Genomic DNA, 26,059 nt, shown 5'->3' with positions numbered 1-26,059 from the left:
CCGGTTCAGTCCGAGGGGCGGCGGACGAGGATCTCGAGGCGGACGAAGGTCTGGTCGTAGGTCCCGTCCGGACGCAGCAGTTCGTCGGTGGCGGCGACGAGCTCGTCGACCAGGCGATGCGCGTCGGCGGCATCGGCCTGCCGGGTGAGGGACACCGACGCGGTCGTGCGCAACATGTCGGCGAGCTGGGCGCGGGTGAACGGGCGCAGCTGGGCGACCGTGCGGACGCCGTCGGCCGGGATGTCGAATCCCGTGGTCCGCAGCATGTCGAACACGGTCCCGGCGTCCGGGAACGGCCTGGGCGGTCGCAGCCCGTTGGCCACCGCGATGCGCTCGAGCAAGGCCATCAGGCCCGCCATGTTCCCCGCGCCGCCGGATTCCGAGTGGAACCAGCCGCCCGGTCGCAGCGTCCGATACACCGCGCCGAAGACCGCAGGATAGTCCGCGACCGCGAGCCAGTGCAGCATGGACCGGCTCACCACCAGATCCGCGACGCCTGGCTCGAGGTGCCGATCGAACTCGGTGGCCGAGGCACGCACGAACTCCAGGTTCGGCGCCGAGTACCGGTCCGCGGCCGCGAGCATGGACGGATCCTCGTCCACTCCGATCACGCGCCCGCGCGGCACCGACTCCGCGAGCACGGCGGTGAACTCCCCGCTACCGCACCCGAGATCGACGACGGTGTCCTCGGGCTCGGGCCGTATCCGCGTCAGGAACCACTCGTCCACCGCACGGTGATGTGCCGAAGTCTCCGCGTACTCCGCACCGAGCCACCGCGACCGCCGCTCGCCCGCCATCCCCCGATCCTACGACCGGGCGGCGGGACAGATCAGCGCTTGGATTCGCAGGCGATGCCGTCGCCGTCGCGGTCCAGGTGCTCGGCGTAGCCCGGCTCACCCTCGTAGAGCGGGGCTTCGCCGGCTTCCCGGACGGCGGCGCAGTTCTTGTAGTACGGCTCCGAGTGGGCCGTACCCGCGGCGGCGGAGCCCAGCGCGACCAGGGCGGCGGCGGCGAAGAACGTGCTGGCGAGGCGTCGGGCGAACTGCACCGAGTCGACCCCCTTCGATCCTGGGCAGGGCCTCGGAAGCGCTGCCCGACAGTGCTTTTCGTCTCCAATCGGACGACTCGGACATATTGCCAGGCGGAAGCACCGGTTCGCAAGGCGCGCATGTCAGACCGTCGGCTCCTCCGGCACGTCCTCCTCGACGACTCGATCGGCGTCGACCAGCCCGTCCTCGGTGAGTTCGAGCTGCCGGGTGACGCCGATGTCGTCGAGGAAGCGCGGGTCGTGGCTGACCACGATCAGCGCGCCCTCGAATCCGGCCAGCGCCTGGGTGAGGTGGTGCAGGCTCGGCAGATCGAGGTTGTTGGTCGGTTCGTCGAGCAGCAGCAGTTTCGGCGCGGGTTCGGCGAGCAGCAGCATGGCGAGGGCGGCGCGCAGCCGCTCGCCTCCCGACAGCGCGCCCGCGGCGACGTCGGCGTCCGCGCCACGAAACAGGAAGCGCGCCAAGTGAGATCGGATCCGCAGTGGCGTCGCCTCCGGTGCGGCGGCGGACACGTTCTCGAACACCGAACGACTCTCGTCGAACACGTCCAGCCGCTGCGGCAGCATCCGCCACGACACCTTCGGCGGCGCTTCCGCGATCCGGCGCAGCAGCGTCGACTTGCCGACACCGTTGCGCCCGGTCAGCGCGATCCGCTCCGGGCCCGACACCCGCAGGGGGACCGTCGGTCCGCAGGCCAACGTCACCTCGTCCAGCGCGAGCACGTCCTGCCCCGGGTAGAGCCGGGTGCCGGGCAGATCGATGCGAATCTCCTTGTCGTCGCGAACGAGTTCCTCCGCCTGCTGGAGCTGCTCCTTGGCGGTGTCGAGCCGCTCGATGTGGGTGTTGCGCAGCTTGCCCGCCGACACCTGCGCCGCCCGCTTGCGCGCACCGGCGAGGATCTTCGGCATGTTCTCGGCCTGCTTCTTGCCGTAGCGCTGCCTGCGGTCGAGCTTGACGCGCGTCTCGACCAGTTCCTGCGCCTGCCTGCGCACATCGTTGCGCGCCTCGCGCAGCGCGGACCGCGCCGCCTGCTGTTCGGCCTCGACGATGCGCTCGTAGTCGCTGTAGTTCCCGCCGAACAGCCGCAGCTCGCCGGCCCGCAGTTCCGCGATGGCGTCCATCCGCTCGAGCAGTTCGCGATCGTGGCTGACCGTGAGCACGGTGCCGGAGAACTGCCCGATCACCTCGTAGAGGCGTTCGCGCGCAACGTGATCCAGGTTGTTGGTCGGCTCGTCGAGCAGCAACACATCGGGCTCGGCGAGCAGCTCGGCCACCAGCCCGAGCAGCACCGTCTCACCGCCGGAGAGGGTGTCCAGCCTGCGGTCGAGTCCCTCGGCCGAATCGGCGACGTAGTGCAGCCCGAGCCTGCCGAGCAGCGCGACGGCGCGCTCCTCGACATCCCATGCGGCGCCGACGGTCTCGAAATCGCGCTCGTCGCCCGCACCGGATTCGATGCGGTGCAGCGCCTTTCGCACCGCGTCGATGCCGAGCACCGCGTCGACCCGTTCACCGTCGGCCAGCCCGAGGTCCTGGCGCAGGTAGCCCAGATGCCCCGAGACGGTGACCGATCCGCGCGACGGCGTCAGCTCACCGGCGATCAGGCGCAGCAAGGTGGATTTCCCGGCGCCGTTGACGCCGACGAGGCCGATGTGCCCGGCCGGGAACACCGCGCCGAGTCCTTCGAACACCGGAGTGCCGTCCGGCCAGGAGAAAGTGAGATCGGAAACAGACAGAAAGGTCATGCGGAACCCCTGAGGTCGCGACGGAAACGCGGCGCGCGAGATGCGGGCCGCCCGAAAGCGCTACCTCAAAGAAATCAACGCATGCTCCGATCGACGGGGACAAGACCGCTCCAGGCTAGCCACCCAACCGGTGATCGCGCCAGTGCAATTTCGCTCACATGCCGCGATCTCGCCGCCTACCTGGCGCGAATCAGTCTGCGGCCGCGATGAAATCGCCCACCAGCATCGTCCCCGGCCCCCGCCGCGCGCCGGGTCCCGGCTCCCACCGCACCGTCTCGGCGGTGAGCGGTTCGCCGCATTCCTCGCACACCACCACGCCCGAGGCGTGCCGTCCGCACGGGCGGTGGACCGAGACAACGGGCGGCCCCTCGGGCCCCGCTTCCCACTTGTCCCCCCAGGCGATCAGCGTGGCCAGCACCGGGTACAGCTCGCGCCCCTTGGCGGTGAGCAGGTACTCCCGCCGCACCGGATTCGTCTGGTAGACCCGCGATTCGACGATGCCGTGCGCGCGCAACGTGTCCAGCCGGGCGGCGAGCACGTTCGAGGCGATGCCGAGATCGCGCCGGAGGTCCTCGAAGCGGGTCATCCCGACGAACAGGTCGCGCAGGATCAGCGGCGTCCACCGCTCCCCCACCGCGTCCAGCGTGCGGGCGATCGAGCAGACGATCTCGGAAAGGTCAGCCTTGGCCACCACCTCATCCTAGTCCGTTGCAAAAAACAAGTGACTCGGTTACGTTCGATCGCATAGACCAACGGAAGGGGTACCCGGACATGTCGGATGTGGTGGACCGGTTCTGCGCGGCGACCGAGACAGCAGATATCGACGCGCTGATGGACACGCTCGCCCCGGACGCCGAGCTGCGTTCGCCGATCTCGGGCACCCTCGTCTTCCGCGGCCACGAGGACCTGCGCGTCCTGCTGACGGTCGTCTACCGCGGTGTCTCCGGACTGCGCTGGACCGCGCGGATCGGCGACGGTCCGCGCCGGGTGCTGCTCGCGGAGGCGAAGGTCGGCCCGTTCCGTATGACCGAGGCCATGGTCCTCGACTTGGCCGAGGACGGGCGCATCCGCAGGCTCGACCCGCACCTGCGCCCCTGGCTCGCCCTCAGTTTCCTCGCCGCCAAGCTCGGCCCCGGCCTGCTGCGCTACCCGGCGATGATGCGGCGGGCACGGAGCGCCGAAGCATAAGGTCTAAGGGTTCGTCCGCAGCGGCCGATCGGTGGGCAGGTTGACGTAGCTCGGCTCGTCCGGATCGATGGCCAGGAACTGCGCTTTGAGCTCGGTGTTGTTGAGCATCGGCCGGAACGCGACCGCTTTGGGCGGGTTGCCCGCGAACACGTCGACCCGCAGCCGGTGTCCGGGCTTCAGCACGGCCTGGGTGGGGATGACGGCGATGTCGAGCGCGATCGGCTCGCCCGGCGTGACCGGCAGCACGCTGTCCAGCGTGATCGGGTTGTGCGGCGCGGAGTAGTCGCCGGAGGGCGACCGCTCGCTCTTCGCCTCGTCGACGGCGCGCATCGAGGTGGTCAGCTGGCCGGCGGTCAGGACCAGCGAGGTGCCGTCGGGCGCCACGTCGTTGATGGTGACGTTCCAATAGCCGTCGACGGCGTCGTGCACGGTGTTGAGGTGCACGTTGATCGGCCCCGAGATCACTGTCGGCTCGGCGACCGGCGGGCTGGTGAAGGTGAGCGCGTTGCGTTCGGCGATACGAGAATCCTTGGCGCACATGTCCAATACGGCGCTGAGGCCCGCCGATCCCTGGGCGGTGTCCCGGGAGCAGATCGTGGTGAGGCCCGGCGCGATGGTGAGCGTCTCCGCGTCGGCCGGGCGAGTCCGGCTCAGTGAACCGTCGTACGCCACGTCGTCGGCGGTGCCGCTCGGCGCCGCGGACAAGTAGACGCGGCGGTGCACGACGCCGGGCTTCGGAAAGCGTTCCAGGGTGACCCAGTCGCCGCCCTGCTCCCAGACGACGATCGGGCCGAAGTCGTCGATGCCGTTGTCGACGTCCTTGAGCCACCGGTCGAACCACGCGCGTTGCAGTACGTCCAGGCGGGGCGGCGCGCCGGGCACACCGGTCCCCGCGCCGGGATTGGCGTGATAGGTGTCGCCGACGACGAGCTTCTTCTTGTCGTCCGGCAGCGGCATGGCGTTGTACAACTTGGTAGCGCTGTTGGCGAAGATGTCGTGCCAGCCGCCGTAGACGAAGGCCGGGACGTTCACTCGCTCCGGACGCCCGAGAATGCCCTGCCGGAACGGACTCTCGGCGTCGAGCGCGGCGGCCAGCGCCGGCGGCACGTCGTCCAGCGACGGCGTCGTCAGCGCCTGGGCGAGCAGATCGAAGTTGGTGTTCGGGTCCGACACTCGCTCGCGGAACCACGCCCAATCGAAGGTGCCGTTGAGCATCGAGGCCACGTCGGGGATCAGCTTGAGCTGGTTGACGTTGCTCAGCCACATCGGAAGGAACATCGTGCCGATGCCGCCGCCGGGCGCGACCACGTCGCGCATCAGGTCGCTGCCCGGTTCCACAGGAAAGATCGCCTTCAGCGGCTCGGGCGCGTCCTCGGCGGCCCGCAGCTGGTTGATCCCGGCGTACGATCCGCCGCTCATCGCGATATCGCCGTTCGACCACGGCTGCGCGGCGGCCCACTGGATGACCTCGCGGGTATCGAGCTGTTCGCGGGTGCCGAGGGTGTCCCAGCTGCCCTGCGAGTACCCGGTCCCGCGGACGTCGACCACGACCAGGTTGTAGCCGCTGCGGATCAGTTTGCGATCGATGCCGAGGACCGTCTGCACCGTGCCGCCGTCCAGCGCGTGCACCAGATCCTCGAACCCGCTGATGGGCGTGCCGGAGAGGTTGAGCCGCCCGGCGAAATCCATCGTGAGCTGCTGCAGCCCCGGCACCGCCAACGCCGAGTCGATGAGATTCGTCATCAGCTTGGTGTAGGGCGTGAGGTTCACGATCGTCGGCAGCGGCTTCGTCTCCACCGGACCACCGGTCTGGGCGGGCCGGTACACATTGGCCTTGAGGACGATGCCGTCGCTCATCTCGATGGGAACGTCCCACTGGATGTTCACATCCGAGTACGGCTGCGGTCCGTCGTGCAATTCGGTCCACCGATCGGCCAGAGCCGCCAAGTCCGGCTGTTCCGGTGCCGGGTGGAAGGCCCCGATCGCGACCACCGCCAGAACGACCGCGACCGCGCCGACCACCGATCTGATCACCGAGCCCGACAGCCCCCTCGGCTGCAATGTCCTGGCCACCCCTGCCCTTTCCATCGTCACCGGTCAGTCGACACCGACTGGGACGATAGCAATCGGCTACCGGGGAATCGCGGAACTTCGGGCCGGTCGGCACGTCGAAACATGCCGCGTCAACGGTCTGGCACGACCGCCAAAGGGGTCAGATCCGGACGACGGAGGTCAGCGGGTAGTCGCCCTGACGGCTCCGGCCCTCGAGGAAGCTCAGCTCCAGAACGACCGCGGCCGAGACGACCTCGGCGCCCGCCGCGCGGAACAGCTCCGCGGCCGCGGCCAGGGTGCCGCCGGTGGCGAGCACGTCGTCGAGCAGCAGCACCCTGCGGCCCGCCAGGTCGACGCCGTCACCGGGGATCTCCAGCGCGGCGGTGCCGTACTCGAGGCTGTATTCGCGCGTCAGCACGGGCGGCGGCAGCTTGCCCGCCTTGCGGACGGCGAGGACTCCGGTGCCGAGGGTGGCGGCGACGCCCGCGCCGAGCAGGAAGCCGCGGGCGTCCACGCCGGCGACCAGATCCGCGTCCGGCGCGCAGGCGGCGAGGCAGTCGATGACCGCGCGGAAACCCTCGGGATCGGCGAACACGGGGGTGAGATCGGCGAAGCGAACGCCGGGCGTCGGGAAGTCGTCGCGCCAGCGGGTCAGGCGTTCGACCAGCTCGGCCGCCTTGGTGGTCCGCTCGGCGACAATCTCGTCGGACTCGACCGCCGCGTGCTTACTCATCGACACCTCTCCATGATCACTCACCCACCAACACCTGTCACCGCCGCAACACCCAGCGGTCCATGTTCCAGCCGGTGCCACCCTGGGTGGGACCGGCCACACCGTTGCGCAGACCGTCGCCGAAAGCGATCGTGCGCGGAGTGGCGAACAGGGGAATGCTCGGCATCTCCGACCACAACAGGTTCTCGGCCTCGGTCAGCAGACCCAGCTGCGCGGCCGAGTTGTCGTCGGCCGCAAGCTGATCGGTGATCGCATCGTAGCGGCCGTTCCCGAATCGTCCGAAATTGAGCCCGTTGCCGGTGCGCAACGCGCTGGTCGCCGCCACGCCGGTCAGCGAACCGGCCGGACCCGGCGCGCCCGCGGTGCTCGCCAGCACGGCGTCGACACGCCCCTCGGCGAGCTGACCGGGGCGGAAGTCGGGCGCGCCCGCGTCCACCACGGCGATGCCCGCGGGTTTGCACGCCTCGGCGATCATCCGCACCGTCTTCGCGCGGCGCTCGTCAGGGGCCAGATAGCCGATGCGGATCGTCGGATTGGCCGCGCGCGCCGAGGCGAGCGTGGCGGTGGCCGCCGAGACGTCGCCGCCACGGTAGCGTTCGGCGGCGCCGGTCGTCGCCCCGTAGAACAACGAATCCTGCTGTGTGGTACGGGAATTCAGCGGGCCGGCGCCGAGTCCGGTGGTCGGCACGTCGGCGGCCTTGCCCAGGGTGTCGAACAGGGCCTGGCGCGGCACGCAGAGCGCGAAGGCGCGGCGCGCCTCCACCGACCCGAACACGCCGCCGGTGGCCAGCACCAGCTGCTCGGCGCCGCGGCCCGGCACGGTCTTCGCCGAGAAGCCGCCCAGATCGAGGTCTTGCACCGAGTTCGCGCCCACGTCGACCACGCTCACGGCGTTGTCGGAGACCTTGCTCTTCAGGTCGGCGGTCTTGTCGAAGACCACGATGCGCCCGGTCTCGGCCTTGTTGCCCCACCACCGTTCGTTGGCGATCAGCACCAGACCGTCCTTCGGGCTGAAGGATTCGATCCGGTACGGACCCGAGGACGGGAACCGCGACAGATCGAGCTTCTCCGCGCCGATGGTCCAGCCGGTGTTCCAGAAGTCGGCGAGCCGCTGCACCGCGCCGAGATCGCCGGACTGCACGGCCGACACCACGTTCGGCACGTTGGCCACCCGCGCGGCGACGTGGGCGGGCATCACCTCGCCCGCGGTGAACAGCTCGCGCCACGGACCGAACCGCCGGTCCGGGCGGAACACCACGGTGGCGTCCTTGGACCCGGGCTGACACTCGACCCGTTCGATGTCCGCGTAACCCGCGGTGTCGGCGGCGTCGAAGAGCGAGCCGCCGTCGGGCTTGGTGAAGCGCCCGCTGTGCGCGGCCCAGGTCAGCACCAGATCGTCGCAGGAGGTCGGCACACCGTCGGAGTACACACCGTCGGGGTTGAGCCGGTACTGGATGGTCTGGGACTCGCCGGGCACCTCCTTGGCGGTGCCGAAATCGGTGTCGGCGACCTGTTGCCCGTCGGGTCCGGTGTAGAAGAACCCGGTGAGCACGCGCTGGAACACCGCCGCCGAGCCGCTGCTCGCGCCGAGCGTGCTGCCGCCGTTGTAGCTGGCGATCACGGCGTCGACGGCGTAGCCGATGGAGGGCACCTGGTTCTGGCCGGAGCACCCGGCCGCCATTCCGGCGGCGAGGGCGCCCGCGGCGACCGCTCCGATCAGACGCACCGCAACGCTGCGTGGCTGTCGCATCGAACGAAACCCCCTACCGTCGGTTGGTCAGTGCCTCTTCTTCTGTCGCTTCCCGGAGGGCCGGGCGCCCGGGCGCGGGGACTGGCTCGGCTCCCGGTACCGCCGGGCCGGGGCGTCCGGCAGGCCGCGACCGGTCGCGGCGACCACGCGCTGCTCGGCGGCCGCGCCCGCCCGGGCCGCTGCGATCCCGGAACGCTTGGTCTGCACCTTCTTGGTGTGCGCGGCCACCGGACCCCAGCGCTCCTTGATCGAGACCAGCAGCGGGGTGGCGAAGAAGATCGACGAGTAGGTGCCGACCAACAGACCGACCAGCTGCACGAGCGCGAGATCCTTGAGCGTGCCGACGCCGAGCATCCACACCGCGATCACCATCAGCCCGACGATGGGCAGGATGCCGATGAGCGCGGTGTTGATCGAGCGCATCAGCGTCTGGTTCACAGCCAGGTTGGCCTGTTCACCATAGGTGCGGCGGCTCAGATGCAAGATACCCCTGGTGTTCTCCTCGACCTTGTCGAACACGACGACCGAGTCGTAGAGCGAGAAGCCGAGGATCGTCAGGATGCCGATCACCGTCGCGGGGGTGACCTCGAAGCCGACCAGCGAGTACACGCCCGCGGTGACCAGGACGTCGAAGACGAGCGCGGCCAGCGCGGCGATCGCCATGTCGCGCTCGAAGCGGACGGCGATGTAGATCGAGACGATCACCAGGAACACCGCGAGCGCCCGCAGGGCCTTCTCGGTGATCTGGCTGCCCCAGGTCTCGCTGACATCCGAGGTGCTGATCGCGGCCCGGCTCGGAGTGCCGTTCTTGTCCAGGGGCTTGAACTCTTCGAACAGCGCGCCGTTGAGCTTGTCGACCTGCTGCACGTCGAGCGCCTCGGAGCGGATCAGCATCGTGGCGGTCGACCCGGTGCCGACGGTCTGCACGGAGACCGGATCGGTGCCGATCGCCTCGCGGTACACGTCCTCCACCTGGGAGGTGGTGGCGTCGCCCGCCGGGAACTGGATCCGGGAGCCGCCCTCGAAGTCGATGCCGAAGTTGAATCCGCGGAACAGGATGGTCGCCAGCGAGATCAGCACGATCACGGCGGTGATGCCGTACCACATGCGCCTACGGCCGATGACATCGATGGCGCCGGTTCCGGTGTAGAGACGGTTGAAGAAGCTGTGCTCGGACGCGCCCTGCCCGTAGGCGTAGTCGTCGAAGGGCCGTTCGGCGTCCTTGCGCAGCGAGGGACTGGTCTGGCTGTTGGTCATCGCGTCCTCACGCCTTCTGCGACTGCGGCTTCTGCGGCACGGCGCTCACGCGCGACCTCTTGGATCGCGCCGAGGCCGTTGACCGACGGTTTCGACCAGAACACGCTCCGCGAGGCCAGCAGCACCAGCGGCGCGGTGACCAGGAACACGACCACCACGTCGAGGATGGTGGTGAGGCCGAGGGTGAACGCGAAGCCCTTGACCTGTCCGGCCGCGAGCCAGTAGAGCACCGCGGCGGCGATGAAGCTCACCGCGTTACCGGACAGGATGGTGCGGCGGGCCCGCTGCCAGCCGCGCGGCACCGCCGAACGGAAGCTGCGGCCCTCGCGCATCTCGTCCTTGATGCGTTCGAAGAAGACCACGAACGAGTCAGCGGTCATACCGATACCGATGATCAGACCCGCGATGCCCGCCAGGTCGAGCGTGAACCCGATCCAGCGGCCGAGCAGCACCATGATGCCGTACACGGCCAGGCCGGAGGCGATCAGCGACAGGCCCGTCAGGAAGCCGAGCATGCGGTAGTAGACGAGGCAGTACAGCAGCACGATGGCCAGGCCGACCGCGCCCGCGATCAGACCGGCGCGCAGCGAGGAAAGACCCAGGGTCGCCGAGACGGTCTCGGCCTCGGAGGTCTGGAACGACAGCGGCAGCGAGCCGTACTTCAGCGTGTTCGCCAGCTCCTTGGAGCTGGTGGCGGTGAACGAGCCCGAGATCTGGGTGGTGCCGCCGAGCTGCGGACCCGCCTGGACCTGCGGTGCGCTGACCACCTTGGAGTCGAGGGTGAACGCGACGCGCTTGTAGAGGTACTCGCCGGTCAGGTCGGCCCAGGCGTCGCTGCCGGTCGACTTGAACTCCAGGTCGACCACCCAGCGCGACTGCTGCTGATCGAGGTTGGCGACCGCGTTCTTGATCTCCTGACCGTCGATGCGGCTCTTGTCCAGCAGGAAGACCTCGGTGCCGTCCTGCGAGCAGGTGACCAGCGGCAGGTTCGGGTCGTCGTTGCCCGCGAGCGGGTCGGCCTTGGCGCAGTCCAGCGCGGCCATCGCGGCCTGCTGGGTGGCCGGGTCGGTGCTCTGCCTGGTCGCCTTGGCCGCCGCGATCTCGCGCTGCGCCTCTTCCTGCGGGGTCAGGCTCGGATCGACGGGCTCGGTGGGCGCCTGCGCGGGGAAGACGCGCTGCTGCGGCGCGGGCGCTTCCTCGGCGGGCGGCTCCTGCGCGGGCGCCTCGGGAGCCGGCGCCTCGGTCGGGACCTGCTGTCCCGCGTCCGGCACTGGCAGCTGGGCGGGGGGCGTCTGCGGAATCGTCGCGCCCTTCGGCACGGCCTGCAGCACCGGACGGATGTAGAGCTTGGCGGTGGTGGCGAGCGCGCGGGCCTGCTGGCCGTCGTCGCCGGGCACCGTGATCACGATGTTGTCGCCCTCGATGGCCACCTCGGAGCCGGAGACGCCGAGACCGTTGACGCGGTTCTCGATGATCTCCTGCGCCTTCTGCAGGCTGTCCTGGCTCGGCTTGCTGCCGTCCGGGGTGCGGGCGGTCAGCGTGACCCGGGTGCCGCCCTGCAGATCGATGCCGAGCTTGGGGGTCGGGGACTTGTCACCGGTGAAGAACACCAACGCATAGATCACGGCCAGCAGCGCGGCGTAGACACCGAGCAACCGGAGCGGATGCGCCGATCCCTGGGAAGGTGGCACAGTTCGTATCTCCTAGGCGGGAAGTCGAGGGTGGATCAGGCGCGCACACGCGTACGCCGCCGAACGCTACAGCGTTCGGCGCGCGGTCGTGGCGCAGCCGACGTCAGTCCTTGGTCAGCCGGGTCTCGGTCTGCTCCGGCGTTTCCTCGGCGGTAGCCGCCGGGGTCTCGTCGGTACCGGACTCGTCGGCGGTCGTCTCGTCGACGGTGCGGACCTCGCGGATCGCCTGGCGCAACCAAGTGGTCACGACGTCCTCGGCGATCTCCAGGTCGACCGTGTCGTCGTCGAGGTCGACAACAGTGCCCCACAGACCCGACGTAGTAGTCACCGCGTCGCCGATCTTCAGGCTTTCCTGCATGGTCGCTACCGCCTCGGCCTCCCGCTTCTGGCGGCGGATACCGAGGAACATCGGCACGAGCAGGGCTACCAGTAGCAGCGGAAACAGAAGTTCCATCGTCGAAGTCAGTCCCTGTCTTGTGGGTGGGATGGACAAGTACCACCACAGTCTGCCAGCTGTTGTCGGCACTGCCACACCCGCACACCCTTGACGTGCGCCACTCGGGTCGTCCCCAGCGGCGCGCGGCACGTCGGCGGGCGTACTCCTCCGCCGCCGACAGGGCAGCAAGACCGTCCGGTTCGGACACACGAATGCCCCGTGACCAGGAATTTTCCCGGTCACGGGGCAAGTGCGATATCAGGCCGACACGCCGTAGACGTAGTCGTCGAGCGGGAAGCTCACCGCCTTGCGGTGCGTGCTGACCGTGCTGTTCGGGCGCAGCAGCGCCGCCTCGCCGTGCTGGTTGAAGTAGTAGCTGCGCGCGCTCGCGCAGTCGCCGCCGTAGAACACCGAGGCGCCGAGCTTGTCGGTGACCGCGTCCAAGAAACGGGCGTTGGCCGCCTCGGTCACCTCGAAGGTGGTCTCGCCACGCCGGAACAGTTCGCCGAAGAGCCTGCCCATGTGCTTCATCTGCGCCTCGATGGTGGTGAAGTAGGACAGACCGCTGTAGGAGTACGGGCTGTTGAGGCTCAGGAAGTTCGGGAACTTCGGCACGGTGATGCCCTCGTAGGCCTGGAATCGGTTGTCGCGCCAGAACTTTCCGAGGTTCACCCCGTCGCGGCCGATGATCTCCACGGCCGGGAAGTTCACGTCCCACAGGTTGAAGCCGGTGGCCAGGATCAGCGTGTCGATCTCGGTCTTGTGCCCGTCGGCGGTGACGATGCCGTCGGCCTCGACGTGGTCGATCGAGTTCGTCTCCAACCGGACGTGCGGCGCGTTGAAGGTCTTGAAGTAATGGTTGGAGAAGGTGGGGCGCTTGCAGCCGAAGTCGTAGTGCGGGGTGAGCTGCTGCCGGGTCCGCTTGTCGCGCACCTGCGCGCGCAAATGCGCCTTTGCCAGCAGGCCCGCGCCCTTGTTCAGCACTTTGGCCTGCTTGAAATGCAGCACGCCGACCACCATCAGCGCCTCGAGCATCGAGGTGTTGACCATGCGCGCCGCCTTCTGAGTGGCGGGCACGTTGGCGAACAGCTTCTGCACCGACGGCGGGATCGGCGCGTCGACCTTCGGCACCACCCAGATCGGGGTGCGCTGGAAGACGGTGAGCGCGGCGGCCTTCTCGGCCACCTCGGGCACCAGCTGCACGGCGGTGGCGCCGGTGCCGATGATCGCGGCGCGGCGGCCGGTCAGATCGAAATCGTCCTCCCACGCGGTGGTGTGGATGATCTTGCCCGCGAACGACTCGATACCGGGGAACGGCGGCGTGTAGGGCTGCGAGAGGAAGCCCGTGGCCGTGAGCAGGTAGCGGCCCGTGACGGTCTCACCGCCCGCGATCGAGACGACCCAGTGCTGGTTCTCCTCGTCCCAGCGGGCGCCGTCCACCACCGTGCCGAAGCGCATCCTGCGGCGCAGGCCGTACTTGTCGGCGACGTGCTCGGCGTACTTCTTGAGCTCCTTGCCCGGCGCGAACAGCCGCGACCAGTAGGGATTGGGCTCGAACGAGTAGGAGTAGGTCACCGAGGCGATGTCGACCGCGAGGCCCGGGTAGTGGTTGACGTGCCAGGTGCCGCCGAGATCGTTCTCGCGCTCCAGGATCACGTAATTGCTCAGTCCGAGCCGGTCGAGCTCGATGCTCGCGCCCATGCCACCGAAACCCGCACCAACCACGACCGCGTCGTACTGAGGCGCCACGTCGAACCTCCAAGCTGTGAATCAGTTGTCACGGAATGACACATCATTCCGCTTGTGACGACCGTATCATCGTCAGGGTGACGAAGCCATCCACCCGAGCGACCCGGTCGGCGGCCGGAAGCGCGCTCCAGCGACGCAAGGCCGAATTGCGGCAGGAGATCATCGACACGGCGTTCGTCTGCTTCGCCGAGAAGGGCTACCACGCCACCGGCATCGCCGACATCGCCAACGAGCTAGGCATCGGCCACGGCACCTTCTACCGGTATTTCGCCAACAAGCGCGACATCATCGACCACGTCATCGACGATCTGTCCGCGCGCATCGTCGACGCGCTCGGCACCCAGAACGCACCGGACGCGGCGGGCTCGCTCGACGAGTACCGCGCCCAGCTCGAGCGCATCGGCACGGCGCTGTCGCACATCCTCATCGAGGAGCGACGCATCCCGCAGCTGCTGCTCTTCCACGCCACCGGCATCGACGACGAACTCACCGCGCGGCTCTACGGCCTGCTCGACACGGCCGACGCGCTCACCGCGGGATACCTGGAGCACGGCGTCGAAATGGGTTATCTGCGCGCCGATCTGGACACCGCCAACACCGCGCGCGCCGTGACCGGCATGCTGCTGGCCGCCGTCATCCACGGCATGCGCGACCCGGACGAGGCCGCGATCCAGGGGCTGAACCAGGCGATCCGCCGCCTGCTCATCGACGGCGTGCGGAAGGACTGACGACCCGCCGTGCGAATCGCCCCCGGCGACTACAGTGTGGGTGCACAAGCCGGCACTGGTTCGCATGGGGGCGTTCGTGTTTGCAAGAGACGTGTTCGCGCGAGACCGCGCGGTCCGAAATACCGGCATTCGACCGGAACCGAGCGGTGACCCTGACACAATGTCGCGGATGATGACCCCCGAGGACGTGAGCCGCATCCATTTCGCCACGCAGGCATTCGGCCATCGCGGCTATCACGCCGACGAGGTCGACGCCTTCATGGAACTGGTCGCCGCCACCCTCGACGGTTACGGCGCGCTCACCGCCGACGACATCCGCCACGTCGCGTTCGGCGCGCCCCGCTTCGGTGCCCGCGGCTATCAGGCCGATCAGGTGGACGAGTTCCTGGACCGGGTACGCGCGGAACTCGAACACCGCCAGAACGGCACGCGTCCGCTGCCAGCGGGCGGCAACGGCCCCGGCCCCGCTCCCCTGCTCACCCCGGACGACGTGCACCGGATGCGGTTCACCCAGTCCTCCGTCGGCCGCCGCGGCTACCACGAGGAGGAGGTGGACGCCTTCCTCGATCTGGTGGCCGCCAGCCTCGCGCACGGCGGGCCCGGCAGTCTCACGGTCGGCGACGTGCGCGCGGTCCGTTTCACCGAGGCGCGGCTCGGCACTCGCGGATACCAGCGCGACGAGGTCGACGCCTTCCTGGATCTGGTGGTCACCGCGCTCGAGCACGCGCACCACTGAGACCGGTCCGAGGCCGAATCAGCCCTGGATGCTGTGCAATTCGGCCTCGTGGAGGTCGTCCGGGAACACGAAGCGGCGCAGCGCCCAGAACCGGAAGGCCATGGCGAGCAGCACGCCGAGGATCTGGCCGGTGACGAAGTTGGCCACCGCCTGGGTCACCGGCCCGACGTGCGGCACCCGCAGGTCGAGCACGTACAGCGAGATCGCCTGCGGGATCATCGTGACGCCGATGCCGAGCGCGCTCACCGCGAAGAACAGCGCGGCCTCGTGGTGGCGCTGACGGCCGCCCCTGGTGCGGAAGGACCACTCGCGGTTCAGGATGTAGGACGCGATGGTGGCGATGAGCACGCCGAGCAGGCGCGCGGTCAGCGGCTTCTCGCCGAGCACCGTCAGCTTGGCGGCGTAGACGACGCCGGTGTCGATGAACCAGGTGATGGCTCCGACCGTGGCGAACTTCAGCAGTTCGCGGTGCTCGATCGCCTTGCTGCGATACGGCTCGGGGATGCGGTCGAGCACGGAATGGACCACCGTCATGTCCCGACTCTATCGGCGCGCGCTCGGGCGCGCCGCTCGCGCGGACCTGGCATCGGTGGGACAGGACATTCACCTGCTGTCCGGTGCCCGCGCACGCGAAAGTCGGGTCAGTCGAACAGGTCCAGCGTGGGGTGCGGTTCGCGGCCGCGCACCTCGATCGAGCCGAACACCAGGTCGGGCGGCGGCACCAAGCCGAGGTGTTCCCAGGCCGCGGCTGTGGCGACACGACCGCGCGGGGTCCGCGCCACCATCCCGGCGCGCACCAGGAACGGCTCGCATACCTCCTCGACCGTGGCCGCCTCCTCCCCCACCGCGACGGCGAGGGTCGAGACGCCCACCGGTCCGCCGTTGAAGCTTCGGACGAGGGCGCCGAGGACCGCGCGGTCGAGCCGGTCCAGCCCGAGCGAGTCCACGTCGTAGACCTCGAGCGCGGCCTCGGCGATGGGCCGGGTGATCAGGCCGTCCGCGCGCACTTCGGCGTAGTCGCGGACCCGGCGCAGCAGCCGGTTCGCGATGCGCGGCGTGCCGCGGGACCGGCCCGCGATCTCCGCGGCCGCGTCGGTCTCGATGGCGACGCCGAGGATGTGCGCCGAGCGCTGCAGGATGCGCAGCAGCTCGTCGGGTTCGTAGAAGTCCATGTGGCCGGTGAAGCCGAAGCGATCGCGCAGCGGGCCGGTCAGCGCTCCGGACCGGGTGGTGGCGCCGACCAGCGTGAAGGGGGCGATGTCGAGCGGGATCGAGGTCGCGCCCGGCCCCTTGCCGACCACCACGTCGACGCGGAAGTCCTCCATGGCCAGGTAGAGCATTTCCTCGGCGGGGCGCGCGATGCGGTGGATCTCGTCGATGAACAGCACGTCGCCCTCGACCAGATTGCTCAGCATGGCGGCCAGGTCACCGGCTCGCTCCAGCGCCGGGCCGGAAGTTATGCGCAGCGCGGTGCCGAGTTCGGCGGCGATGATCATCGCCATGCTGGTCTTGCCGAGACCGGGCGGACCGGACAGGAGCACGTGGTCGGGGGTGCCGCCGCGCTGTTTGGCGCCGCGCAGCACCAGGGCGAGTTGTTCGCGGACCCGGGGCTGGCCGATGAAATCGTCGAGCGACTTCGGGCGCAGGCTCGCCTCGATCTCCCCGTCGGATTTCAGATAGCTTGCGCTGACCGGGGATTCGACCGCATCGGTTTCGTCGTGATCCATCACGGCCTATCGGTTCTTGCCGAGCAGCGAGAGCGCGGCGCGCAGCGCGGTCGAGGTGTCGGCGGCGGGCTGGTCGGCCAGCACGGTGTCCACCGCCTGTTCGGCCTGCTTGGCGGGGAAGCCGAGCCCCGTGAGCGCCTCCACGACCTGCTCGCGAACCGGGGTGACCACCGGCGCGGGCGCGCTGCCGGGCGGTCCCGCCTGCACCGGAACGAGATTCACCTTGTCGCGCAGTTCCACCACCATGCGCTCCGCTCCGCGCTTGCCGATGCCGGGCACCCTGGTCAGCGCGGCGACATTGCTCTCGGCCAGCGCCTTGCGCAGCGCCTCCGGCTCGAGCACCGCGAGCACCGCCATGGCCAGGCGCGGGCCGACGCCGGAGACCGTTTGCAGCAGACCGAACAGGTCGCGGGCCTCGGTGTCGGCGAAGCCGTACAGCGTCATCGAGTCCTCGCGCACGATCATCGCCGTGTAGAGGCGGGTTTCCTCGCCGCGGGTCAGCGCGGCCAGTGTCGAGGGGGTCGCGTTGAGCCGGTAGCCGACGCCCGCCGCCTCGATCACCGCGTGGTCGAGCGCGATCTCCAGCACCTCGCCGCGTACCGACGCGATCACCCGCGCACCGCCTTCCGTTGTTCCGCCAGTCGTTCGGTGTAGCGCCGCCGCGCCTCGGCCGCCTTGGCCTCGGCCGCGGCCATCCGCTCCAGCAGCGGCGCCCGCCAACAATGACAGATCGCCAGTGCCAGCGCATCCGCCGCGTCCGCCGGTTTGGGCGCGACCTGGAGGCCGAGGATGCGGGTGACCATCGCGGTCACCTGCGCCTTGTCCGCCGTGCCGTTGCCGGTGACCGCGGCCTTCACCTCGCTCGGCGTGTGAAAGGCCACCGGAATCCCGCGCCGCGCCGCGGCCAGCGCGATGACCCCGCCCGCCTGGGCGGTGCCCATCGCGGTGCGCACATTGTGCTGGGCGAACACCCGCTCGATCGCGACCGCCTCCGGCCGGTGCGTGTCCATCCAATGCTCGGCGGCGTCGGCGACACGCATCAACCGCTGCGCCAGTTCCATGTCCGCGGGGGTGCGCACCACATCGACATCGAGCGCGGTGACCTTGCGACCGAGCCCACCCTCCACGATGCTGAGGCCGCACCGGGTGAGCCCGGGGTCGACGCCCATCACCCGCACGAATTCCCCTCTCGCAGACACGAACAACTGTTCGAGAGTCTAACGGAGCGCGGGCACGCGGGTCACCAGCGACACGGTCGGCACGCGGGGAGGACGCTTCCGGACGCAGCCCGTGCACGGTCCGAGCGAAGGCGGCGATACTCCTGCGCGACGCACGCGCGTACAGCCGCAGAGGAGGCGAAGCGCTTACGCGTGTTCGGCGAAGGCGGCGTAGGCGCGTTCGTCGAAGAGCACGAAGCGCACGGTTTCGACCGCGGTGTCGGCGGCGCGGACGGTCTCGACCGCGATGCGCGCGCCGTCCTCGATCGGCCAGCCGTAGATGCCCGTGGAGATGGCCGGGAAGGCGACGGTGCGCGCGCCGAGTTCGTCGGCGACCCTGAGGGATTCGCGGTAGCAGGAGGCCAGCAGCTCGGACCGGTCCTCGGTGGCCGACCACACCGGGCCGACCGTGTGCACCACCCAGCGCGCGGGCAGCCTGCCCGCCGTCGTGGCCACCGCCTGTCCGGTGGGCAGACCCTTGCCGTAGCGCGAAGCGCGTAGGTCACGACACTCGGACAGGATTTCCGGACCGCCTTTGCGGTGGATGGCGCCGTCGACTCCCCCGCCGCCGAGCAACGAGGAGTTGGCCGCGTTCACCACCGCGTCGACCGCCTGCTCGGTGATGTCGCCACGCACGAACTCGATACGGACCATGCCGGGCATTCTCCCGCGCCCAGCGGTCCGGCGAAAATGCCGAGGTAGCGGCGGCGCCGGAACTACCATCGGACGATGAGCAACGGTGCGAAAGCCCTCCTCGAAGGCGGACCGGCGGATTTGCCGGAGCGGATCGTTCCCATCACTCCGCCGGGGATCGAGCTGAAAATCCCCTTCAAGGACGGCTACGAACATTTCAAGGTCACCCAGCGGCAGGCCGACACCGAGTCGGGTCGCCTGACCGTCTACGAGTGGTGTGACCGCACGAAGATCGCCGAATAGCTTCGGGGCGATTCCGCGTGGGCTCGTCCGACGCGACCCATGGACAAATTCGTAACTAAGTGGTTACGCTTTTCGCGTGGACGAGGTGGCCGCGGCGATCGCCGACCCGGTGCGCAGGGAAATCCTGGAGATGCTGCACGGCGCAAGGCTGACCGCGGGCGAGATCGCCGAGCGGTTCGAGATCAGCAGGCCCGCGGTGAGCAGGCACCTGCGGGTGTTGCGCGAGAGCGGGCTGGTGCGCGACGAACCGATCGGCCGACAGCGCTTCTACGCGCTGAACGCCGAACCGCTCGCGGAGCTGGCCGGGTGGATCGCGCGCTTCGAGCGGCCCGCGGGCTGGGCCCAGCGCCTCGACGCACTCGAAACCGAGATCTATCGCACCCGCCGGGAGCGCAGGCAGCCTCCCGGAGAACGCACGACGAGGGAGAACACGGCATGACCAAGCAACCCACCGGGCGCCTGCTGCCCGCCGACCAAGGGCGCGATCTGGTCCTGACCAGGACCTACCGCGCCCCCATCGCGGACGTGTGGGCGAGCCTCACCGAATCGGACCGCACCGCGCGCTGGTTCGGCCCGTGGAAGGGCGAGGCGGGACCGGGTCGCACCGTGCAGGTGCAGATGGTCCACGAAGACGAGCAGCCGTGGATGGACATGACCATCGACGCCTGCGAACCGCCGCACCGGCTGGCGGTCTCCGCGATCGACGAGTACGGCTCCTGGGTCCTCGACGTGCGGCTGACCGAGACCGACGGCGTCACCGAACTGCGTTTCACCCATCACCTGCGCACCGACGACGAGATCGCGCAGGCGCCGCAGGTCGGCCCGGGCTGGGAGTACTACCTGGACCTGTTCGGCACGGCGCGCGACGGCGCGGAACCGCCGAACTTCGACGACTACTACCCGCCCATGGCCGACTACTACCGCGCGCAGCTCGGCGCCTGACCCCGGAAAACGACAGCGAGCCCCGGACCGGTCCGGGGCTCGCCGTGTGACAGCTCAGTCTTCGAGCTGCGCGAGGACCTCGTCCGAGACGTCCACGTTGGTGTAGACGTTCTGCACGTCGTCGCTGTCCTCGAGGGCGTCGACCAGCTTGAACACCTTGCGCGCCCCGTCGGCGTCGACCGCGACCGACACCGACGGCTGGAAGCCGGATTCGGCGGAGTCGTAATCGATTCCGGCCGCCTGCAGCGCCTTGCGCACGTCGATCAGATCGCTCGGGTCGCTGATGATCTCGAAGGACTCGCCGAGGTCGTTGACCTCCTCGGCGCCCGCGTCCAGCACGGCCATCAGCACGTCGTCCTCGGACAGCCCGTTCTTCTCCAGGGTGACGATGCCCTTGCGATGGAACAGGTAGGCCACCGAGCCCGGGTCGGCCATGTTGCCGCCGTTGCGGGTCATCGCGACGCGCACCTCGCCCGCGGCGCGGTTGCGGTTGTCGGTGAGGCACTCGATGAGCACCGCGACGCCGTTGGGGCCGTAGCCCTCGTACATGATGGTCTGCCAGTCGGCGCCGCCCGCCTCTTCACCGCCGCCGCGCTTGCGGGCGCGCTCGATGTTGTCGTTGGGGACCGACGACTTCTTGGCCTTCTGAATGGCGTCGTACAGCGTCGGGTTGCCATCCGGATCACCGCCACCCGTGCGGGCCGCCACCTCGATGTTCTTGATCAGCTTCGCGAAGAGCTTGCCCCGCTTGGCGTCGATCGCGGCCTTCTTGTGCTTGGTGGTGGCCCATTTGGAGTGGCCGCTCATTCCCTACTTCCTTCAGGTCGGTTGCACTGGGAGTGACCGCCGGGGACGGCGGCGCCCCGGGGGAGGGATCGAGCCGCGTGCCAACCGAACGGACAACTCCTCCAGCCTAATGGACGCCGTCCGGACGGCGTTCTCCCCAGCCCCTCAGAGCGAGACCACGTATGCCTCCGGGAAGAAGGCGCCCTTGATGTACTTCGGCGACGCGTACGCGAAGCCCTTGTCGCCCCACGCGGTGCCCCAGCTGTTGCGGACGATGAAGTGCCCGCTGGGCAGGTAGCCCACGATGGCGACGGCGTGCCCGCCGCGTTCGGTGCCCGCCGCGAATTCCTCCAGGAAACCCCCGTTGGCGGTGGCGTTGTCCCAGGTGTCGTCCACCATGAACCCCGCGAGGATCGGGCGGCCGTCGGCCAGCACGGTCTTCCACTGGTTGAGGTTCTTGCCGACGTTGAAATACGAGGCGATGCGCAGGGTGGCCGCGTGCGCCCAGAAGGTGTTCTCCTGGCCGCGGTACATCTTGGTCTGGATGTGGAACGGCAGCAACGACTCCTCGACGACGCCGTACTTCTTGCAGACCTCGACGGCCGACTTCAACTCGGTGCCCGCGCCCTCGATGAAGGTCTCCGGCCGCTGGAAGAACGCGTCGGTCTCCTTGGAGGCCATCCACACGAACCGCGGCGAGACTCGTCGGTCGCTGTTCAGCTTGCTCGCGGTCACCAAGTGGTAGCGCATCAGTCCGTCGCCGGTCGCCCAGCCGACGCAGGACCCGGTGTCCTCCTGGTCGCCGATGGTCCACCAGTCGCGGCGCAGGTCCACCGAGTTGGGCAGTGCGGTGACGGCGCCCAGCGCGCCGACGGACAGCGCGTCGGTGAACGTCCAATCCCGCGCGGTGTCGCGGGAGGGGACCAGATTGCAGATCCGTGCCTCGGCGGGCACCGGCTCTTCGCTGTTCGCACGGGGTGCGGAGATGACTTCGGTCATGTTCGTGCTTCGTTCGTCCGGTGGTGTCGCCACCACGCCCGGGTCGGTCGGGATCGCCCGGATGGCAGCGATGATTCACCCCGCGGCGCGGCGAAGCGCGAGTACTCGGTTACCCGTTTCACCAGCGGGTTCGGCGCGAACTACGCAGCTCGGACCAGATCGACGAACATGCGGTGCACGCGGAGATCGCCCGTCACCTCGGGGTGGAAGGAGGTGGCGAGCACCTTGCCCTGGCGCACCGCGACGATGCGGCCCTCGAACGGGCCGGAGGGCACCGTGGCGAGCACCTCGACATCCGCGCCCGCCCGCTCGACCCACGGCGCGCGGATGAAGACCGCGCGGACGGGTCCGTCGGCCAGACCCGCGAATTCCAGATCGGTCTCGAAGGAGTCGACCTGGCGTCCGAAGGCGTTGCGGCGCACCGTCATATCGATGCCCGACAGATGCTTGGCGTCCGGCCGGGTGTCGAGCACCTCGGAGGCCAGCAGGATCATGCCCGCGCAGGAACCGAAGGCGGGCATGCCGTCGCGCAGCCGCGCGCGCAGCGGTTCGAGCAGCTCGAACGCCTCCAGCAGCTTGCTGATCGCGGTCGACTCGCCGCCCGGCAGCACCAGCCCGTCCACGGCGGCCAGCTCCGACGCCCGCCGCACCAGCACCGGCTCCGCGCCGCACTGTTCCAGCGCCGCGACGTGTTCGCGCACATCGCCCTGCAGGGCCAGCACACCGATGGTGGGCCGGGACGGCGTCTGCCGCGCTTCGGCGGCGGGTGCGGCGACCGATGATGCGTTCACCCCGCCGAGCTTATTAGTCCCGTCGCTGTGTGCCCGCTCACGGTCGGCTTCGGTCAGCCGCGCAGGGTGCGGATCAGTCCCTCCTGCACGACGGCCGCGACGAGTTCGCCCGCGCGGTTGAAGATCTTGCCGCCGGTGAGCGCGCGGCCGAAACCGGCCGAGGGCGAGGACTGGTCGTAGAGCAGCCAGTCGTCGGCGCGGAACGGTCGCAGGAACCACATCGCGTGGTCCAGCGACGCGTCCTGGGTCCGCTCGTCGGGATGGGTGACCTTCGAGGAGCCGAGCAGCGTCATGTCGCTCATGTAGGCCAGCGTGCACACGTGGAACAGCGGGTCGTCGGGCAGCGGGTGCCGGTAGCGGAACCACACCTGCTGCTGGGAGACCACGCCGTCGCGGCGCGACACCGACTCCTGCGGCACGGTGCGGATGTCCCAGTGCTCCCATTCGCGCATCGCCCACAGCCGTTCCGGGCTCATCGAGGTCTGGGCATCGGGGAGGTCTTCCGGCGCCGCCACCGCGGGCATCACGTCCTGGTGTCCCGGGCCCTCGTCGCCGACGTGGAACGAAGCCGACATCGTGAAGATCGCCGCGCCGTCCTGCACGCCGGTGACCCGGCGGGTGCAGAAGGAGCGGCCGTCGCGGATCCGCTCCACCAGGTACACGGTCGGTTCCTGCGGATTGCCCGGCCGCAGGAAGTATCCGTGCAGCGAATGCACCTGGAAACGCGGCTCCACCGTACGCACCGCCGACACCAGGGCCTGCCCGGCGACCTGGCCGCCGAAGGTGCGGGGAAGCTGGGTCTTCGTGGACGCGCCACGGAAGATGTCCCGCTCCAGGCGTTCGATCTCCAATGCCTCTTCGATTGTCGCCATGCGCTGAGGTTAACCCGCGGCGTCCGATTCACCCCGTTCGGCCACCGGCCGGGGATGCCAGGGGGTTGCGGCATGTCGCGCTCGTCACAGCACGACGGCAGCGGAATTCGCCGCGGCTCGGCCTGCCACCCGGGTCGCGCCGGGCCGCAGGAAGACCCGCGGGCGGGCGTCTGCTGTGATGGAGCGGTGCCGCAGTTCGTGCCGATCACCCAGGACGGCCTCGCCGATCTGCTCGCCGACCGGCTCCACGCGCTGCCGGGCCGTCGCGTGATCGCCGTCGACGCGCCCGACGCCGCACAACCCGTCGCGTTCGCCGAGCGCGCCGCCGAAAGACTGCGCGGGACAGGACGTTCCGCCGAGGTGGTCGCCCTGCACGACTACGTCCGCCCCGCCTCGCTGCGCATGGAATTCGGTCGCGAAGACGAATTCTCCTACCGCACAGCGTGGTTCGACTACGATGCGGTCCGCCGCGAGGTGGTCGACGCGCTGCGCGAACACGGCCGCTGGCTGCCCGCGCTGTGGGACGAGACCGCCGACCGCTCGGCCCGCGCTGCCGTCCGCGCCGCACCCGCCGATCTGGTTCTGTTCCTCGCGGGTCCCATGCTGCTCGGCCGCGACCTGGCCTTCGATCTGACGGTGCGCCTCGACCTCAGCGAAACGGCGCTGCGCCGCCGCACGCCACAGGACGAGCACTGGACCATCCCCGCGCTGCTGCGCTACGACCGCGAGAATTCCGAGACGCCAACGTTTTCGGCGCGCTGGGATCATCCCGATCGCCCGGCGCTCAGCCGAGACTGAACCTGCGCGCAGCCCTATATCCGTTGCGCCGCATGGTGAATCAGGTATCCAGGCGCCGAAAAAGAAACACCCGGACGCGATGCGCGCCCGGGTGTTGTTCAGCTCCTGCGGTTTCGACGGCGTCCGACGAGTGGCACACATAGCGGTAGCGGAGCTTCCGCTACCCCCGACGTTGTGCGCCACTCGCCCGCCGAGACGTGTGCGGCACGATCCGCGCTCCGGCGGATCAGCGCTGTCAGGCGCAGGCGGCCGACTGCTGACCGAGGTTGGTCAGCATCCCGCAAGCCCACGCCTTCTGGACCTTCCACGTGCCGTCCTCGGCAACGAACGGCACGTCGGCGATGTTCTCCTGGTTGTTCAGCACGATCTTGGCCTTGGCGTTGATGGTGTCGCCGAAGGCGTTCACCTCGGTCACCACGACGCTCGCCCCGGTCTGCTGGTACGCCTGCGCCAGCCGGCCGGGCAGCTCGGGATCGGCCTCGGCGCCCTGGATCATCGCCAGCTTCTCCTCGTTCGGCACCGCCGGATCGAGCGCCCGCTGCAGTTGCGCGTTCAACTGCTCCACGGTCGGCACCGGCGGCACATTCGCGGCGGTGGCCTTGGCGCTGGTCGTGGTGCGGGTCGGCGCGGTCTCGCTCTTGTCGTCGCCGCCGCACGCCGTCAGGCTCAGCGCCGCCGCGACGGCCAGGCCCGCGATCGCGATTCTTCCGGGGTTGCGAAGCTTCAACTCTTGATCCTTTGCGTTCGAATCGGTCGGCTGTCACCGGCGACCCGTCCTGCTCGCCGTGCCCCGAAACCTACTCAGCGGCTCTGTGGGAACTCTGAGATCGGGATGTGGCGCTTCGAAGAGTCGAGAGCCGCGAACGGGAAACGCCCGGTCCCTGGCTGAGCCGGGAACCGGGCGTCACGAAAACAGCAAGCTCACCAACCGCGTTCGGCGAGCCGGTGCGGCTGCGCGATCTCCTCGACGTTGATGCCGACCATGGCCTCGCCGAGGCCGCGGGAGACCTTGGCCAGCACGTCCGGGTCGTCGTAGAAGGTGGTGGCCTTGACGATGGCGGCGGCGCGCTGCGCCGGGTTGCCGGACTTGAAGATGCCCGAGCCCACGAACACGCCCTCGGCGCCGAGCTGCATCATCATCGCGGCGTCGGCCGGGGTGGCGATGCCACCGGCGGTGAACAGCACGACCGGCAGCTTGCCGGTCTCGGCGACCTCGCGGACAAGCTCGTACGGCGCCTGCAGCTCCTTGGCCGCGACGTAGAGCTCGTCGGCGGGCAGGGCGGCGAGCTTGCGGATCTCCTGGCGGATCTGGCGCATGTGGGTGGTCGCGTTGGACACGTCACCGGTGCCCGCCTCACCCTTCGAGCGGATCATGGCCGCGCCCTCGGTGATGCGGCGCAGCGCCTCGCCCAGGTTGGTGGCGCCACAGACGAAGGGAACGGTGAAGTTCCACTTGTCGATGTGGTTGGTGTAGTCGGCGGGGGTGAGCACCTCGGACTCGTCGATGTAGTCGACGCCGAGGCTCTGCAGGATCTGCGCCTCCACGAAGTGGCCGATGCGGGCCTTCGCCATGACCGGGATCGACACGGCGCCGATGATGCCCTCGATCATGTCCGGATCGCTCATCCGGGACACGCCGCCCTGGGCGCGGATGTCGGCGGGCACCCGCTCGAGCGCCATGACCGCGACCGCGCCGGCGTCCTCGGCGATCTTGGCCTGCTCGGGGGTGACGACGTCCATGATCACCCCGCCCTTGAGCATCTCGGCCATGCCGCGCTTGACGCGGGCGGTGCCGACGGTGTTGGTGGTCTCGGGCGTGGTCACGGCAAACTCCTGGGTCATGTGCGCCTATCAGGTCGCGCGGAACGAAACGACCTAATTCT

At 69.4% G+C, this 26,059-nt stretch carries 29 protein-coding genes; 7 read left to right on the top strand and 22 right to left on the bottom strand.

What is annotated here, in order from left to right:
• Nucleotides 1-5 precede the first annotated feature (5 nt).
• From FB390_RS16950 to FB390_RS16935, 4 genes are all read right to left on the bottom strand, one after another.
• A complete protein-coding gene (locus FB390_RS16950; protein WP_141809798.1) occupies nucleotides 6-797 on the bottom strand; it encodes a class I SAM-dependent methyltransferase in 792 nt (263 codons plus the stop codon).
• A gap of 32 nt (nucleotides 798-829) precedes the next feature.
• Entirely contained in the window at nucleotides 830-1,048 is a 219-nt protein-coding gene (locus tag FB390_RS16945) for an excalibur calcium-binding domain-containing protein (RefSeq protein WP_185757062.1), read from the bottom strand.
• A gap of 123 nt (nucleotides 1,049-1,171) precedes the next feature.
• A complete protein-coding gene (locus FB390_RS16940; RefSeq protein ID WP_141809797.1) occupies nucleotides 1,172-2,788 on the bottom strand; it encodes an ABC-F family ATP-binding cassette domain-containing protein in 1,617 nt (538 codons plus the stop codon).
• A gap of 190 nt (nucleotides 2,789-2,978) precedes the next feature.
• Entirely contained in the window at nucleotides 2,979-3,479 is a 501-nt protein-coding gene (locus FB390_RS16935; protein ID WP_185757061.1) for a winged helix-turn-helix transcriptional regulator, read from the bottom strand.
• A gap of 80 nt (nucleotides 3,480-3,559) precedes the next feature.
• Between FB390_RS16935 and FB390_RS16930 the strand changes: the two genes are divergently transcribed.
• Nucleotides 3,560-3,976: a nuclear transport factor 2 family protein gene (locus FB390_RS16930; RefSeq protein WP_141809796.1), complete on the top strand. Its 417-nt coding sequence runs from the start codon at nucleotides 3,560-3,562 to the stop codon at nucleotides 3,974-3,976.
• Between the two features lie 3 nt (nucleotides 3,977-3,979).
• On the opposite strand, the gene FB390_RS16925 is transcribed toward FB390_RS16930, so the two are convergent.
• The 7 genes from FB390_RS16925 to FB390_RS16895 all read right to left on the bottom strand — a co-directional run bounded on the left by FB390_RS16925 (nucleotide 3,980) and on the right by FB390_RS16895 (nucleotide 13,644).
• Nucleotides 3,980-6,049: a CocE/NonD family hydrolase gene (locus tag FB390_RS16925; RefSeq protein WP_246124064.1), complete on the bottom strand. Its 2,070-nt coding sequence runs from the start codon at nucleotides 6,047-6,049 to the stop codon at nucleotides 3,980-3,982.
• 139 nt (nucleotides 6,050-6,188) lie between these two features.
• Nucleotides 6,189-6,761, bottom strand: coding sequence for an adenine phosphoribosyltransferase (locus tag FB390_RS16920; RefSeq protein WP_141809795.1), 573 nt, complete (start codon nucleotides 6,759-6,761; stop codon nucleotides 6,189-6,191).
• 37 nt (nucleotides 6,762-6,798) lie between these two features.
• Nucleotides 6,799-8,511 carry an ABC transporter substrate-binding protein gene (locus FB390_RS16915; protein WP_141809794.1) on the bottom strand — a complete coding sequence of 571 codons (1,713 nt, stop codon included), beginning with the start codon at nucleotides 8,509-8,511 and terminating at the stop codon, nucleotides 6,799-6,801.
• 27 nt (nucleotides 8,512-8,538) lie between these two features.
• On the bottom strand, nucleotides 8,539-9,768 hold the full coding sequence (gene secF, locus FB390_RS16910; protein WP_141809793.1) for a protein translocase subunit SecF: 1,230 nt from the start codon (nucleotides 9,766-9,768) through the stop codon (nucleotides 8,539-8,541).
• Nucleotides 9,765-11,459: a protein translocase subunit SecD gene (secD, locus tag FB390_RS16905; RefSeq protein WP_141809792.1), complete on the bottom strand. Its 1,695-nt coding sequence runs from the start codon at nucleotides 11,457-11,459 to the stop codon at nucleotides 9,765-9,767. The genes secF and secD overlap by 4 nt, the downstream gene beginning before the upstream one ends.
• 103 nt (nucleotides 11,460-11,562) lie before the next feature.
• Nucleotides 11,563-11,913, bottom strand: coding sequence for a preprotein translocase subunit YajC (gene yajC / locus FB390_RS16900; protein ID WP_141809791.1), 351 nt, complete (start codon nucleotides 11,911-11,913; stop codon nucleotides 11,563-11,565).
• 240 nt (nucleotides 11,914-12,153) lie between these two features.
• Complete coding sequence (locus tag FB390_RS16895) at nucleotides 12,154-13,644, bottom strand: flavin-containing monooxygenase (RefSeq protein WP_141809790.1); 1,491 nt, start codon at nucleotides 13,642-13,644, stop codon at nucleotides 12,154-12,156.
• A gap of 77 nt (nucleotides 13,645-13,721) precedes the next feature.
• On the opposite strand from FB390_RS16895, the gene FB390_RS16890 reads away from it, so the two are divergent.
• Together FB390_RS16890 and FB390_RS34635 are read left to right on the top strand one after the other, a co-directional pair.
• The gene (locus FB390_RS16890; RefSeq protein WP_372508100.1) at nucleotides 13,722-14,372 is read left to right on the top strand and encodes a TetR/AcrR family transcriptional regulator; all 651 of its coding nucleotides are present in this window, start codon (nucleotides 13,722-13,724) and stop codon (nucleotides 14,370-14,372) included.
• A 169-nt stretch (nucleotides 14,373-14,541) separates the two neighbouring features.
• The gene (locus tag FB390_RS34635; protein ID WP_281292309.1) at nucleotides 14,542-15,108 is read left to right on the top strand and encodes a DivIVA domain-containing protein; all 567 of its coding nucleotides are present in this window, start codon (nucleotides 14,542-14,544) and stop codon (nucleotides 15,106-15,108) included.
• Nucleotides 15,109-15,126: 18 nt separating this feature from the next.
• On the opposite strand, the gene FB390_RS16880 is transcribed toward FB390_RS34635, so the two are convergent.
• The 5 genes from FB390_RS16880 to FB390_RS16860 form a co-directional block, all read right to left on the bottom strand.
• Nucleotides 15,127-15,642, bottom strand: coding sequence for a GtrA family protein (locus FB390_RS16880; protein ID WP_141809788.1), 516 nt, complete (start codon nucleotides 15,640-15,642; stop codon nucleotides 15,127-15,129).
• A gap of 107 nt (nucleotides 15,643-15,749) precedes the next feature.
• On the bottom strand, nucleotides 15,750-16,835 hold the full coding sequence (gene ruvB / locus FB390_RS16875; protein WP_141809787.1) for a Holliday junction branch migration DNA helicase RuvB: 1,086 nt from the start codon (nucleotides 16,833-16,835) through the stop codon (nucleotides 15,750-15,752).
• 6 nt (nucleotides 16,836-16,841) lie between these two features.
• Entirely contained in the window at nucleotides 16,842-17,447 is a 606-nt protein-coding gene (ruvA, locus tag FB390_RS16870) for a Holliday junction branch migration protein RuvA (RefSeq protein ID WP_141809786.1), read from the bottom strand.
• Nucleotides 17,444-18,013, bottom strand: coding sequence for a crossover junction endodeoxyribonuclease RuvC (gene ruvC, locus FB390_RS16865; protein WP_067779840.1), 570 nt, complete (start codon nucleotides 18,011-18,013; stop codon nucleotides 17,444-17,446). Before ruvC ends, ruvA begins: the two co-directional genes overlap by 4 nt.
• A 186-nt stretch (nucleotides 18,014-18,199) precedes the next feature.
• Nucleotides 18,200-18,706 (bottom strand): O-acetyl-ADP-ribose deacetylase, encoded by a 507-nt coding sequence (locus FB390_RS16860; RefSeq protein WP_141809785.1) that lies wholly within the window; start codon nucleotides 18,704-18,706, stop codon nucleotides 18,200-18,202.
• Between the two features lie 75 nt (nucleotides 18,707-18,781).
• Between FB390_RS16860 and FB390_RS16855 the strand changes: the two genes are divergently transcribed.
• From FB390_RS16855 to FB390_RS16845, 3 genes are all read left to right on the top strand, one after another.
• The gene (locus FB390_RS16855) at nucleotides 18,782-18,988 is read left to right on the top strand and encodes a DUF5988 family protein (protein WP_141809784.1); all 207 of its coding nucleotides are present in this window, start codon (nucleotides 18,782-18,784) and stop codon (nucleotides 18,986-18,988) included.
• Between the two features lie 76 nt (nucleotides 18,989-19,064).
• The gene (locus tag FB390_RS16850) at nucleotides 19,065-19,427 is read left to right on the top strand and encodes a metalloregulator ArsR/SmtB family transcription factor (protein WP_141809783.1); all 363 of its coding nucleotides are present in this window, start codon (nucleotides 19,065-19,067) and stop codon (nucleotides 19,425-19,427) included.
• A complete protein-coding gene (locus FB390_RS16845) occupies nucleotides 19,424-19,930 on the top strand; it encodes an SRPBCC family protein (protein WP_141809782.1) in 507 nt (168 codons plus the stop codon). The genes FB390_RS16850 and FB390_RS16845 overlap by 4 nt, the downstream gene beginning before the upstream one ends.
• 54 nt (nucleotides 19,931-19,984) lie before the next feature.
• Here FB390_RS16845 and FB390_RS16840 read toward each other — a convergent pair whose 3' ends face one another.
• The 4 genes from FB390_RS16840 to FB390_RS16825 form a co-directional block, all read right to left on the bottom strand.
• Nucleotides 19,985-20,737, bottom strand: coding sequence for a YebC/PmpR family DNA-binding transcriptional regulator (locus tag FB390_RS16840; RefSeq protein WP_141809781.1), 753 nt, complete (start codon nucleotides 20,735-20,737; stop codon nucleotides 19,985-19,987).
• Between the two features lie 144 nt (nucleotides 20,738-20,881).
• On the bottom strand, nucleotides 20,882-21,715 hold the full coding sequence (locus tag FB390_RS16835; RefSeq protein ID WP_141809780.1) for a C1 family peptidase: 834 nt from the start codon (nucleotides 21,713-21,715) through the stop codon (nucleotides 20,882-20,884).
• A gap of 140 nt (nucleotides 21,716-21,855) precedes the next feature.
• On the bottom strand, nucleotides 21,856-22,506 hold the full coding sequence (gene pdxT / locus FB390_RS16830) for a pyridoxal 5'-phosphate synthase glutaminase subunit PdxT (RefSeq protein ID WP_141809779.1): 651 nt from the start codon (nucleotides 22,504-22,506) through the stop codon (nucleotides 21,856-21,858).
• Between the two features lie 53 nt (nucleotides 22,507-22,559).
• The gene (locus FB390_RS16825; RefSeq protein ID WP_141809778.1) at nucleotides 22,560-23,378 is read right to left on the bottom strand and encodes an acyl-CoA thioesterase; all 819 of its coding nucleotides are present in this window, start codon (nucleotides 23,376-23,378) and stop codon (nucleotides 22,560-22,562) included.
• Nucleotides 23,379-23,564: 186 nt separating this feature from the next.
• On the opposite strand from FB390_RS16825, the gene FB390_RS16820 reads away from it, so the two are divergent.
• The gene (locus tag FB390_RS16820) at nucleotides 23,565-24,176 is read left to right on the top strand and encodes a nucleoside/nucleotide kinase family protein (protein WP_141811836.1); all 612 of its coding nucleotides are present in this window, start codon (nucleotides 23,565-23,567) and stop codon (nucleotides 24,174-24,176) included.
• 235 nt (nucleotides 24,177-24,411) lie between these two features.
• Here the strand turns inward: FB390_RS16820 and FB390_RS16815 are convergent, their stop codons facing one another.
• A complete protein-coding gene (locus FB390_RS16815; protein ID WP_141809777.1) occupies nucleotides 24,412-24,903 on the bottom strand; it encodes a WKL family lipoprotein in 492 nt (163 codons plus the stop codon).
• Between the two features lie 194 nt (nucleotides 24,904-25,097).
• A complete protein-coding gene (gene pdxS, locus FB390_RS16810; RefSeq protein ID WP_067779814.1) occupies nucleotides 25,098-26,018 on the bottom strand; it encodes a pyridoxal 5'-phosphate synthase lyase subunit PdxS in 921 nt (306 codons plus the stop codon).
• Between the last annotated feature and the right edge of the window lie 41 nt (nucleotides 26,019-26,059).

The sequence above is a fragment of the Nocardia bhagyanarayanae genome (assembly GCF_006716565.1).
Lineage (GTDB): Bacteria > Actinomycetota > Actinomycetes > Mycobacteriales > Mycobacteriaceae > Nocardia > Nocardia bhagyanarayanae.
This window is presented reverse-complemented; position numbering and strand designations above follow the sequence as displayed.